Origin of the sequence: Paenibacillus sp. 453mf (assembly GCF_900116105.1) — a bacterium.
GTDB lineage: Bacteria > Bacillota > Bacilli > Paenibacillales > Paenibacillaceae > Paenibacillus > Paenibacillus provencensis.
In genome coordinates, this window is record NZ_FPAC01000020.1 from 1 (window position 1) to 12,767 (window position 12,767).

Annotated in this window: 9 protein-coding genes; 6 read left to right on the plus strand and 3 right to left on the minus strand. The window is 41.5% G+C overall.

Annotation, left to right across the window (positions count from 1 at the left end):
- Positions 1 to 111 precede the first annotated feature (111 nt).
- The 6 genes from BM415_RS24495 to BM415_RS24520 all read left to right on the plus strand — a co-directional run bounded on the left by BM415_RS24495 (position 112) and on the right by BM415_RS24520 (position 10,468).
- Positions 112 to 3,075, plus strand: a complete 2,964-nt coding sequence (locus BM415_RS24495; RefSeq protein WP_024631230.1) for a Tn3 family transposase — start codon at positions 112 to 114, stop codon at positions 3,073 to 3,075.
- Positions 3,072 to 3,779 carry a tyrosine-type recombinase/integrase gene (locus BM415_RS24500; protein ID WP_006211811.1) on the plus strand — a complete coding sequence of 236 codons (708 nt, stop codon included), beginning with the start codon at positions 3,072 to 3,074 and terminating at the stop codon, positions 3,777 to 3,779. Before BM415_RS24495 ends, BM415_RS24500 begins: the two co-directional genes overlap by 4 nt.
- A 110-nt stretch (positions 3,780 to 3,889) precedes the next feature.
- Positions 3,890 to 4,450 (plus strand): restriction endonuclease subunit S, encoded by a 561-nt coding sequence (locus BM415_RS24505; RefSeq protein WP_091161974.1) that lies wholly within the window; start codon positions 3,890 to 3,892, stop codon positions 4,448 to 4,450.
- Positions 4,451 to 4,468: 18 nt separating this feature from the next.
- Positions 4,469 to 6,061: a type I restriction-modification system subunit M gene (locus BM415_RS24510; protein ID WP_091161976.1), complete on the plus strand. Its 1,593-nt coding sequence runs from the start codon at positions 4,469 to 4,471 to the stop codon at positions 6,059 to 6,061.
- Positions 6,051 to 7,289, plus strand: a complete 1,239-nt coding sequence (locus tag BM415_RS24515; protein WP_091161978.1) for a restriction endonuclease subunit S — start codon at positions 6,051 to 6,053, stop codon at positions 7,287 to 7,289. The genes BM415_RS24510 and BM415_RS24515 overlap by 11 nt, the downstream gene beginning before the upstream one ends.
- Positions 7,290 to 7,312: 23 nt before the next feature.
- Positions 7,313 to 10,468, plus strand: a complete 3,156-nt coding sequence (locus BM415_RS24520) for a type I restriction endonuclease subunit R (RefSeq protein WP_091161979.1) — start codon at positions 7,313 to 7,315, stop codon at positions 10,466 to 10,468.
- 199 nt (positions 10,469 to 10,667) lie between these two features.
- Here BM415_RS24520 and BM415_RS24525 read toward each other — a convergent pair whose 3' ends face one another.
- From BM415_RS24525 to BM415_RS25385, 3 genes are all read right to left on the minus strand, one after another.
- Positions 10,668 to 11,351 (minus strand): ATP synthase subunit I, encoded by a 684-nt coding sequence (locus BM415_RS24525; RefSeq protein WP_091161981.1) that lies wholly within the window; start codon positions 11,349 to 11,351, stop codon positions 10,668 to 10,670.
- 205 nt (positions 11,352 to 11,556) lie between these two features.
- Positions 11,557 to 12,168 (minus strand): hypothetical protein, encoded by a 612-nt coding sequence (locus BM415_RS24530; protein WP_091161982.1) that lies wholly within the window; start codon positions 12,166 to 12,168, stop codon positions 11,557 to 11,559.
- Positions 12,169 to 12,531: 363 nt separating this feature from the next.
- Positions 12,532 to 12,767, minus strand: a 236-nt coding sequence (locus tag BM415_RS25385; RefSeq protein ID WP_211753685.1) for a hypothetical protein, incomplete at its 5' end; no start/stop codon positions are given.

The following is a 12,767-nucleotide window of genomic DNA, read 5'->3' on the forward strand; positions in this document are numbered from 1 at the left end:
ATGATAGCTTTTTGCTCCACATTGCCTCATTAAGTATGCTTCGGTATACTAAATTTAATGATTAAAATTCCGATTCTAACCATTTTAGGAACTTTACTCGGAGGGGATCAAGTGAAGCGAAATTGGGAGCTGGAGGAGTTAATTGAGCATTTTACGTTTCTTCCCAACGAAATGCAGCAAGTCGGCAATAAGTCGGGGGAGACTCGGTTGGGGTTTGCTGTTCTGTTTAAGTTTTTCCAATACGAAGCGCGATTCCCCTTCCAAAAATTCGAAGTGCCCAAAGCAGTAATTCAATACATAGCAAAGCAGATCGAGGCACCGGCAGAGCTGTACGCACAATACGATTGGACTGGTCGCTCCATTACCTACCATCGAACACAAATCAGGGAGTTTTTTGGCTTTCGTGAGGATACCATCAATGATGCCGAAGAGGTAATCGATTGGCTATGCAAAAGCGTATTATTCCAAGATCACGATTTCGAACATTTGGTCGAGACCGTATACGGGCGATTTCGGGAGATGAAAGTTGTACCGCCTACGCCTGATCGCATTGAGCGACTTATCAGAGCCGCAATCCGTACATATGAGGAACAATTTTTCCAAGTCACATTGGAAAAGTTGCCTGCGGCATCTTTGTCCAAACTGGATTCACTCGTAGATAGTATCGCATTTCTAGATGAAGACCAAGGCGGCAGCGACGAGGGACTTCTTTCTTTTCAAGAGTTAAAAGCTGATCCGGGCAAACCAGGTGTCGAAAGTGTGTTAAGAGAAGTAAGCAAGCTGCGAACGATTCGAAATCTGGAGCTTCCGGATAATCTGTTTCGTGATATCCCTCTTAAAGTATTGACCAAGTACCGGCAGCGGACCGCAACAGAGGATCTCCGGGAACTTCGTCGCCACCCTGATCCGATCCGTTACACATTGTTGGCCGCATTCTTCTGGCTAAGGAGTATGGAGATAACGGACAATTTGATTGAGCTACTTATTCAAATCGTCCATCGAATAGGAGTACGGGCAGAACGCAAGGTCGAGAAGGAAATTCTGAATGACCTACGGAAAGTAAGCAATAAGTATGGCATTTTATTCAACATGGCCCAGTCTGCCGTCAACAATCCAGACGGAGTAATTCGTGATGTCATTTTCCCGGTCGTAAATGAGCAAACGTTACGGGATTTGATAAAAGAATTCAAGCATACCGGACCGGCTTACCGTGAGAAAATCCATACCATTATTCGGGCTTCCTATGGGAGTCACTACCGCCGTATGGTTCCCGAAATACTAGGCATTCTGGAATTCCGATCAAACAATGAAGTGCATCGGCCAGTGATTCGTGCGCTGGAACTGGTAAAGAAATATTCTGACACCGGCCATCATTATTTGCCAATGTCCGAAGAAATCCCGGTAGATGGTGTAATCCGGACGGTTAATAAAGAAATCATTGTTGAGAAGGACGAGAAAGGCCAAGAGCGAATTAATCGGATGAATTATGAGATAAGCGTTCTGCAAGCTTTACGGGAAAAGCTTCGTTGCAAGGAAATATGGGTGGCCGGAGCGAACCGATACCGGAATCCGGACGATGACTTGCCGACAGACTTCGAAGAACGGCGGGAAGAAAATTATAAGGCTTTAAAGCAGCCGCTGGATGCAGAAGCATTCATTGCAACGTTGAAGCAGGCCATGAAAGATGGATTAGAAAAGCTTGATACCGGTCTCCAGAAAAACCCCAAGGTCCGGATCACGGAGAAGGGTAATGGTTGGATTAGCTTATCTCCGTTAGAACCACAAGCAGAGCCAGTCAACCTATCACGGATAAAATCAGAGATGCTTCGGCGCTGGCCAATGACGAGCCTGTTGGACATTTTAAAAGAGGCCGATCTTCGTGTCGGATTTACTGAAAAATTCAAGACTGTTGCTGTACGCGAAGCGTTAAGCAGGGATACGCTGCAAAAGAGACTCATCCTATCCCTTTATGGCCTCGGGACGAATACCGGCTTGAAACGTGTGAGTGCCGGTGAGCATGGAGAAAGCTACAAAGACTTGCTGTACGTCCGCAGGAAATTCATTCATAAGGACAATCTCCGAAATGCGATATCCGAAGTGGTTAATGCGATTTTTCGCGTTCGGATGCAGGAGATTTGGGGCGATGCCACGACATCCTGTGCATCGGATTCAAAAAAATTTGGTGCATGGGATCAAAATCTGATGACCGAATGGCATATCCGGTACCGCGGCCGCGGCGTTATGATATATTGGCACGTTGAGAAGAATTCGACATGCATTTACTCGCAGCTCAAATCGTGCTCCTCCTCTGAAGTCGCTGCCATGATGGAAGGATTGCTTCGTCATTGTACCGAAATGGAGGTCGAGAAGAATTACGTGGATTCACACGGCCAGAGCGAGGTTGCGTTCGCATTTTGTTACCTTTTGGGCTATCAGCTCATGCCACGGCTCAAAGCGATTCATTCGCAAAAACTTTACCGGCCCGAACCAGGCATGACCGATGCCTATCCGAATTTGCAGCCGGTGCTGACCCGCCCAATCAACTGGGAGCTAATTCGGCAGCAATACGATCAAATGATGAAGTACGCTACGGCTCTCCGACTCGGAACCGCCGAAACAGAAGCAATCTTGAAACGATTTACCCGTAATAATTTAAAGCATCCGACCTATCAAGCTTTGGGGGAACTCGGCAAAGCAGTCAAAACGATATTCCTCTGCGATTACCTGCACTCGGAGGAGCTGCGCCGCGAGATCAATGAAGGCTTGAATGTCGTGGAAAATTGGAACTCGGCCAACAGCTTTATCTTTTACGGCAAAGGCGGAGAAATCGCTACCAACCGGTTAGAAGATCAAGAGCTAGCCGTATTGTCTCTTCACCTTCTGCAAAACTGCCTGGTTTACATCAATACCATTATGCTTCAAAGCATCCTATCCGACCGCAAATGGTTCGATATGATGACTTCGGAAGACTTGCGGGCGCTTACCCCGCTGATCTACACGCACGTAAACCCTTACGGCACATTTAGGCTGAACATGAGTGAACGCCTTCCGTTGGAAGAAGGTGTTATTGCGTGAGTGAAAGACGCATATCCCCGAAACGCAAAGCGAAGGAGCTGGCGAAGTATCTCCGAGGGGAACGGCCAGATTATGACTATCTCAAAAGCCTGTTTCAGCATCTTCGAGCAGAGCTGGAGGTAGAGGTTCCAAAAACAGCGAAGAAGCTCCCCTATGTACCTACAGAAGAGGAGCTTAAGCGCTACTACGATGTGGTTTGGCAAGCGAAGAACTTTCAAGACATGATGATCGTCAAGACGCTGCTATATACCGGCGTTCGGGTAAGCGAGCTGATCAATATCAAATTGTCCGATGTTGATTTCCACTACTGCCAAATCCGGATTAATAAGGGCAAGGGGAATAAGGATCGCATTGTCCCTTTCCCTCAATCGTTCAAGGAAATGCTGGCCATGCACGCCGATTCAATGAAAAAGAAGCAGGCGGTTTACTTGTTCGAATCATCGTGGAAGAAAAAATATACGGATCGGGGAATACGAAAGATTTTGGCTAAATATTCGGAGGAAGCCGGTCTTGTACAAAATCTGTCGCCGCATAAGCTACGACATTTCCTGTTGACTTGGCTTAAAAAGCAGGGCATCGATGACGCACTCATACAACCGTATTCCGGCCACGAAAGCCGGAAGTCGTTGGAAGTCTATTCAAAACTGGCAATCACTGATGCACAGCAGGAGTACAACGAGGTCATCAACAAATTTCCCATTTAATAACATCTACTTTGCGGGTGGTGTCAGCTTCGCTGGTACTACCCCAAGATTTAAATCGCTGACGTCAAGTAATTCTAAAGAAATACTTTTTTTTAGGATGAGGGTGGGATATGAAGCTTGAAGATGTTGTAACGGTTAGAATAGGAAAAAACCTTTCCAGAGGAAATGAGAAAAATGATCTAACTTTAGTTGCCTATTCATACGAGGATTTAGTAAATGATTTAGAGGGCTCATTTATTGACTTCCAGGCTAATCTTTATCATAAACAGACAGATGGCTATTTGAGCAGTACTGGAGATGTTGTTTTCAGTTTTGTGAGTTCCAAGGCAGGGATCGTAAGTGACTTAAACCAAGGAAAAATCATCAACCAGAACTTTGCGAAGCTCATTTTTGATCATAGGACTCTGGATCCCTGCTATTTATGCTATGCCTTGAATGAATCCTATTCCGTGAAAAAACAAATGGCGATTTCCATGCAAGGTAGTATTGTACCTAAATTAACCCCAGCAATTCTTAAAGAGTTTGAAATTAAGTTGCCAACTATTGAGAAACAACGGACTGTAGGTAAAGCTTATTTCACTTTAAAAAAACACCATGCTTTAGCTAAGAAGCAAGCACAACTTGAAGAGAAACTTTATTTAGAAATATTGAATCAATTAGACCAACAATAGACAAGTGAGGACTCTAACATGGCTGAATTAAACTCTAAATTATTTAGTGCCGCAGACAACCTGCGTAGCAAAATGGATGCATCAGAATACAAAAACTACTTACTAGGACTGATTTTTTACAAGTACTTATCCGATAAATTATTAGAAAAAGTAGTTGAAATCGCTGATGAATCGAAAGAAGAATACAACACACAAGAAAAACAAACCCAACTGTATAGAAGCTTATTGGCCGATAAAGAAGTGGAAAAGGATTTAATTGACACATTAGTAGATACATTAGGATATGACATTGGACCAGATAGTTTATTCAATGTATTGACTAATCAGGCAAAACAAAACATATTTCAGTTAAATGACTTGAATAAAGCTTTCATCGATCTGTCTACCAAGTATGACCAGTTTAATGGATTGTTTGATGATGTGGATCTGACATCCAAAAAACTAGGATCCGATGACCAACAACGAAACATTACCATTACCGAAGTTTTGAAGAAATTAAATGATATTAATGTGCTTGGACATAACGGCGATATCATTGGGGATGCCTATGAGTTTTTGATTAGCCAATTTGCTTCTGAGGCTGGTAAAAAGGCCGGTGAGTTCTATACCCCTCACGAAGTTTCCGACATGATGGCCCGTATAGCTGCCATCGGCCAAGAAGACAAGAAATTGTTTAGCGTATTTGACCCCACAATGGGCTCAGGTTCATTAATGCTGAATGTCCGAAACTATATAAACTATCCGGATAATGTAAAGTATCATGGTCAAGAGCTCAATACAACGACTTACAACCTAGCAAAGATGAATCTTATTTTGCACGGTGTAGATAAAGAAGACATGCGTTTACGCAACGGGGACACCTTGAACAAAGACTGGCCGACAGATGAGCCATACACCTTTGATTCTGTCCTTATGAATCCACCTTACTCCGCCAATTGGTCTTCAGATGATACTTTCCTAGATGATTCACGTTTTAACCGGTACGGGAAATTAGCGCCAAAATCGAAAGCAGACTTTGCCTTTCTTTTACATGGGTTCTACCATCTGAAAGATTCCGGAACCATGGCCATCGTTTTACCGCATGGGGTACTTTTCCGCGGAGCTGCAGAAGGTGTGATCCGGAAGAAACTATTGGAGGATGGAAGTATTGATGCGGTCATTGGTATGCCGGCAAACCTATTCTACGGGACCTCAATTCCAACAACTGTCATCATTTTAAAGAAAAACCGTACGACTCGTGATGTATTATTTATTGATGCAAGTCATGAATTCAAAAAAGGAAAGAACCAAAACAATCTTTCTAAAGAACATATTGATAAGATTGTCGAGACTTATAAAAGACGAGAAAATGTTGAGAAATATGCCCATGTCGTTACATTTGAGGAGATTAAAGAAAATGACTTTAATCTAAACATTCCTCGTTACGTTGATACCTTTGAAGAAGAAGAGCCTATTGATATGGCCAAAATCGGTTCAACTATTCAAGACATCCGAAAAGAAAAAGAACAACTCGAATCCAGCCTATACAACATGATTTCTTCACTGCAACATGAAGAAGAAAACGCAGAATGGATCAAGGGAGCATTAGAGGTGTTTAATCGTGGAAAATAAGCGCACACCAGAGATCAGATTTGCAGGATTCACTGACACTTGGGAACATCGTAGGTTGGGGGAGATTGCGGCTGACACTTACGGAGGAGGTACACCTACAACATCTAACGAAGAGTATTGGAATGGAAATATACCTTGGATACAATCATCTGATTTAACAGAAAATCACTTGTTTGGAGTTGCCCCGAAAAAGCATATTTCTGAATCTGGATTAAGAAAGTCCGCAACAAAATTAATCCCCCAAAACTCTATTGCTATTGTCACTCGTGTAGGTGTCGGGAAGCTTGCTATAATGCCAACTCAATATACTACTAGTCAAGATTTTTTGTCATTGAGTAACCTGAAAGCAGATGTATGGTATAGCGTATATGCAATTTACAAAAAGCTACGAGGAGAACTAAACGCTGTTCAAGGCACTTCAATTAAAGGAATTACAAAAGAAGAATTACTTTCAAAGAGCATTTTTGTCCCTCAAATTGAAGAACAAGCTAAAATAGGAAAACTCTTTAAACAACTGGACGACACGATCGATCTTCATCAGCATGAACTAACCACCCTAAAACAAACAAAACAGGGTTTCTTGCAAGAAATGTTTCCAGCAGAAGGGGCGTCTGTGCCGAAGATTCGGTTTCCGGGATTTACTGGAGATTGGGAAGAGCGTAAATTGGGGGAGGTTATAGACAATCAGTATAATGGTCAAACCCCTTCGAGAGAGAATACTAGTTTTTGGGAGGGAGATATTAATTGGCTTTCTAGTGGTGAGTTAAACAGAGGTGTTGTTTCTAAAACTATTGAAAAAATTACAGAAGATGGAAGAAAAAGTGCTAATCTAAAAATTGTTCCAAAGGGTACATTTGTGATGGCAATAACCGGATTAGAAGCAGCTGGAACTCGGGGAAACTGTGCAAAGTTAGGAATAGATACTACTTTAAACCAGTCATGTATGGCATTGTATCCTAACGAAAAGTTACTTAATTCATCATTCTTGTTTCAATGGTATCGAAAAGTAGGCCAAGAATACGGATTACAATACACACAGGGAACAAAGCAGCAAAGCTACAACGCTGAATTGATAAAAAAGCTTCCGATTATTTTACCCTCTGTAAGTGAACAAATACTAATTGCCGACTTTTTTGACAGTCTCGATAACCTCATCACCCTTCATCAGCGCGAACTAGATGCCCTAAAAGAAACAAAAAAAGCATTCCTACAAAAAATGTTTGTCTAATCAACTAGAAGAGAGGAAAACCGATGACGAAGATACCGCATAATGATGAAGCTGAAATAGAAAGGCGCCTCATCGAAGTACTTGGCGAAGGACGTAATCAGTGGAATTATCGTCCGGACCTAAAATCAGAAGAAGACTTATGGAAAAACCTACGTCAGAAACTTACGCAAAACAACTTATCAGAAATTGGGGAACATCCCATTTCTGATAAGGAATTTGACACGATCAAAACCGAATTACTATTGAAAACCCAAACCCCCTTTGATGCTGCTAAATGGCTCAAAGGGGAGAATGGAATTGCTCGGATTACGATTGAACGTGAAGATGTATCCCTAGGATCAATGTCTTTAGTCCTGTATTCGAATCAAGACATTGGCGGCGGAATCTCTACATATGAGGTTGTTCATCAGATTGCGAAAAAAAAGGCTAACGTTGATGACCGTGATCGCCGGTTTGATGTGACCCTATTAATTAATGGCCTGCCTATTGTTCAAATTGAACTCAAACAAGCCAGTGCGAAAGACGGCGTGTTTCAAGCCTATCATCAAATTAAGAAATACGCAGAGGAAGGGATGTTTCGAAATAATATCTTTTCTACGCTGCAAATCTTCGTCATTTCTAACGAACAAACAACGCGTTATTTTGCTAATGCATTACCTAAATATATGCATAAGAAGTTTATCTTCGGTTGGCGGACAACAGACAATCGAAAAGTAGAAAATCTCTACGAATTCGTAAAACAAGTCTTAAATATTCCGGATGCGCATCGTTTGATTGCCAATTATACGATTGTGAGCGAGGATCAGGATAATAAAGCCTTAATGGTGTTGCAGCCGTATCAAATCCATGCAATTGAAGCATTATTTACCGCTGCCATGAAGCATCAATCTGGCCATATATGGCATGCCACCGGTTCGGGGAAAACCTTGACCAGTTTTGTTTCGACGAAGTTATTAGCTCGCAAACCCGGTGTAGATCGTACCATTATGCTCATTGACCGAAAAGACTTGGACAACCAGACAACAACCGAATTTACCAAATTTGCTTCCGAATTTAATACTGGTATTTCTTTAGGTAATGCCAGGTCTAACAGTTTGATTGTCGGAACCGGAAGTGCTAAAGAACTGAGCAATACACTATTATCTGATGCCAATTCTAATATCGTAATTATTACGACTCGCCAAAAATTAGAGGCAGCCTTACGCTATGCTCAGAAACAGGAAGCGCAAAAAGGCACCCAGCGTTTCAAGAAGCTGCTGGGGCAGCATATTGTTTTTGTCGTAGATGAATGCCATCGGGCGCTAAGTGCAGAAGGAATGGATGCGATCAAGGGATTCTTCCCCAACTCCACATGGTTTGGTTTTACAGGCACGCCGATATTTAAGGAAAATAAAAAGCAGGCAAAAGGACAACTGGCTCGTACCACGCATGATCAGTATGGAGAAGTCTTGCACACGTATACGATCAAGAATGCTTTGGATGACGGGGCTGTATTGGGGTTCCAGGTAGAACATGACGATACGATTGAGCCTACTTCATTAAATAATCATATTCATAAACAACTTCGCATGAAGTTCCCTGATGATAGTGATGATGATATTAATGAACGAATCGATCAAATGGAAGGAATAGAGAAGGAATCTTATCTTGATCCTTCTACATTTGAAAGTGATGAACATATCCAGAAGGTGATCCATAAGATCTTTCGGCCTGATAATGCCTACATCAAGTTTGATTTCCAAAACGGTCGGCCGCAAAAGTCTGCTATCTTAACCACAAGCTCCATTGATATGGCCAAACGGTATTATCAGGCGATTAAAGAGATGACTCAAGATCCGGAGTGGTTAACGAAAGAATTTGCCGGGCATCCGATTCGAACAGGCCGTACCATTGAGGATCCAGACTTCCCTCGGATTGCTATCACCTATTCGATGCAGGAAAATGAAGAGAATTCCAAACAAATTCAAGATGAGATGAAGGGAATCATAAAGGATTATAACGATTACTATCGTACGGCTTGGTCTATAGAGGATATTGAACGATATAATGGCGATATCAATAATCGGTTAGCCCGTAAGAAAGCGGAATTTAAACAACTTGGAAAACAAATTGACCTGGTCATTGTTGTAGATCGCCTGTTGACTGGGTTCGATGCTCCAACCATCCAAACGTTATTTGTAGATCGAAATTTGAGTTACGCCAATTTGATCCAGGCTTTCTCTCGGACGAATCGTACCTACCCAGACAAGAAAAAGGGATTGATCGTCACCTTCCGAAAGCCTGCATCAATGGAGCAAAATGTGAAGGATGCCACGAAGTTGTATTCACATGCCCAAGAGGAATCTACTCTTGTTTATCCAACGTATGATGAATCCAAGAAACGTTTCCAGAAGGCTCACAAAAAGCTAACCAAACTAGTTCCAGATCCAAGTGACATCAACGAACACTCGGCCCTAGAAACCCGGATTGAATTTGTGAAGGCATTCCAGGAGTTAAACAACGCCTTTGAAGCTTTGGTAACTTACGATGACTACAACGATGAGATGGAAAAATCAACGGCACTTCAAGAACAGGCGAAGACTTTAGAAGAGTATATTGGTATTTACAATACGGTTAAGGGATCATTAATCGTTGAAGTCAGCGACGGCGACGGACCCAGCCCCAACTTTTCGGACATAGAATTCTATGGAGATAATACCATTAAGATCTATGATATAGACTCAACCTATATTGATCGATTATTGGAATCATACTTGGCCAATAATCAAAATATCCGTGACGAGATCGAAAAGGCTCTGCAAAAACTGAAAAAATCAGAAATTGTTAAAGGCGTATACCGAGCGATTTTAAACGCGATTGACACTAAAGAGATAGACGCCGAAGAAGATATTCTAGTAGTGAAACGGAGATTCTTCAAGAACGCACGTAACACGACGATTCAGGAATTTGCGCAAACTTGGTTTGTGGAGGAGAATGAACTTTATTTATCTGCGGTTCAATATGTAATCGGCATTGATCCGATCCCAAATATCGGAAGTATAATTAATAGCAAGCAGTTTGATAAGTATAAAGCCATACATCCAGATGCAAAGCCATTGAAATACGCACCAGAGATGAAGCGTCAATGGAAAATTGTGCTAGATGAAATCATTGTACCGTTGGATGATGAGTTGCGCTAAATGTCATTACCTCAGATAGTAAGTCCTTGTTCATAAAGTTAACCGCAGCCGATTAAACATAATCGGCTGCTTTTTATTGAACGGGTATACCTACTAGGGTATTATTCGCTTTACATAATTTGACTATCAAAACGAACCGATGATAATGCAAGCATAAGGATGATTCAAATTTGGAAACCGCTGAACTGGAGTTTTTTAATTAACTCAATCGTTTAAGTTCTTTATCCGCTTTGGGCTTAAACTCTAAGAGAACTTTACTATACGCTGATGACAACTCACTAATTAATTCTGTAACTTGATGAGTAGAAGTGCTACTGGTATCATTCAAATAAATTTCACACATTGATTTTGCTAAACTGTGGTTTATGTCAGAACCTTCACCTTTACTTCTCGCAATTACCCCATTATAAGTTCTCCAGCGATCACTATAATTCACCATATCACGAGAGTTAATTAAAGCTTTATCAAAGTATGCATTCAGAGTATCTGAAAAGATATTGTCCCCGATTATCATTTCTGAGGAAGAGGTCATAATGTAAGATAACAAGAATTTTAGCTCTCGTTGTTCACTTGCTAGATCTGCCTTAGTTAAACCTGTTTCAAATGCATCTATTCCAAGTAACGTTTGGTGCCCTAGGTTTTCACCAACTTTAGCTGCAGAGTCAAGGAAATGTGGGTTTGGTGTTGCATTATTGTTAGCAGGTGCAACATGAACATCTGAGATATTTTGCCCTTTGGCTAGTATAAAAGCTAAAAAAGTAAGAAAAGCAAAGCCTCCAAAACCTGCTAAAATAGAACCCCATCCCCATTCAGGATAAAAATATATAGCAATTGCTATTCCGACTAAAACAGAAACTCTTGATAAAAATCTAGAGAATCCCACAAACTTCCCCCTCCTTAACATTATACATTCATAAAGTATCATAGTTATCTTGGAACTTTTCAAGCACCAATGTAAGCTTCACGTTTCTGATAATGTCCACTATCGCGAGGTAATAGTCTCCTTATGTCTCTAACTTTAATTCTGAACCATTGGCGTAGATTAAAAGCACCCTTAACGGGTGCTTTATCTTCTCGTTTGTTAGTCTCTAAAAATATAAGTTTAAAACATCATTTCTATGAAGACTTTCCCATTTAAGCTTATCAATAAAAAATTCCCTACCCAACGGAATATAGTTTTCTTCGTCACTACTAATTTGATCATTAATTGAAATACCATGTTTTAATAGAACTTCCTCATGTTGCCCGTTTCCAAAGATATGTGCGTTATAAACTTCCGCAAAGGTTGTGAGTTGAGGATTATTTCTCATAGCTTCCGAGGACAAATCAATTAATGAATGTGCTGCATGTCTTGGTGTATTGGAGTCAATAAAAATAATGAACCCAGATTTTCGGGGCAGTTGGTCTAGAATTGCTTTCGGAAAATTATCGTAATGAATTTTTAGATGTATCGGCAAGGAGTTTTGTTCAATAGCAATTTCTACAGGGGAAACTTGAAGGTGGGCTGCCGCAAGATAAGAGCGAATAGCTAAATCTTGTGACTTAAGTAAATGTGCTACTTTTCCAAGATTAATATAGATCATCATTTCGGTTGGATCTTCTTTCAAAGCTTGAATGTAACAATCCCTCGCTCCTTCAAGATCCCCCTGTCTTTTAAGGGTAACTCCTCGATCCAAAAGCTGTTTTAGGTGATGGCTCATGTGTATGTACTCCTTTGATTAAAATTTTCCCCTATTTTGTTTGACATAATGAAAAATATAGGGCTGAATAGAATTACTAAGTGAAAATGGGTAAATTAACCCATATCCATTGTCCTAAATCGGCATTGTAATTATAGCATCAATATGCACTTACGGTGGGATATTTAAAATTCGGTAAATTTATATAGCCGAAAATATCCGAAATTTCAATAGTAGTTTACTTTGTTTATCTATTGGCGGGCTTATGGTCGATGACCCGCACAATGTTTTCGTTTAACATAGATGTCTCACTCTCTCATGATTGTGGGCCCGGTGGGCACTATGAAGCTGCTAGGGTCCGGGGAGCAGCAACGTGTCGGTTGCTCAGGCTTCAGCTCGTGGGCGCTCCTGGTGAGTGTCTGGCGCTCGATACTTCCGAAAAAGGCAAAGGATAAACGGGGCCGTACTGGGTGTGTGAGACGGCGCCAGTGGCGCTATAGAACGCGCGGATCTCGTCCGGAGCGAAGGGAGCAGCCTCGTGCCTGTTGCTAGGGCTTCAGCTCGTAGTGCTCCTGGTACTTGTCTGGCATTCGTATACTTCCGAGAGTAGACAAAAGATG

What these genes read in the sequence shown, in the direction of transcription:
- BM415_RS24505 (WP_091161974.1), top strand. Translation starts at nt 3,890, where the DNA reads ATGAAGCTTGAAGATGTTGTAACGGTTAGAATAGGAAAAAACCTTTCC.
- BM415_RS24510 (WP_091161976.1), top strand. Translation starts at nt 4,469, where the DNA reads ATGGCTGAATTAAACTCTAAATTATTTAGTGCCGCAGACAACCTGCGT.
- BM415_RS24520 (WP_091161979.1), top strand. Translation starts at nt 7,313, where the DNA reads ATGACGAAGATACCGCATAATGATGAAGCTGAAATAGAAAGGCGCCTC.
- BM415_RS24530 (WP_091161982.1), bottom strand. Translation starts at nt 12,168, where the DNA reads ATGAGCCATCACCTAAAACAGCTTTTGGATCGAGGAGTTACCCTTAAA.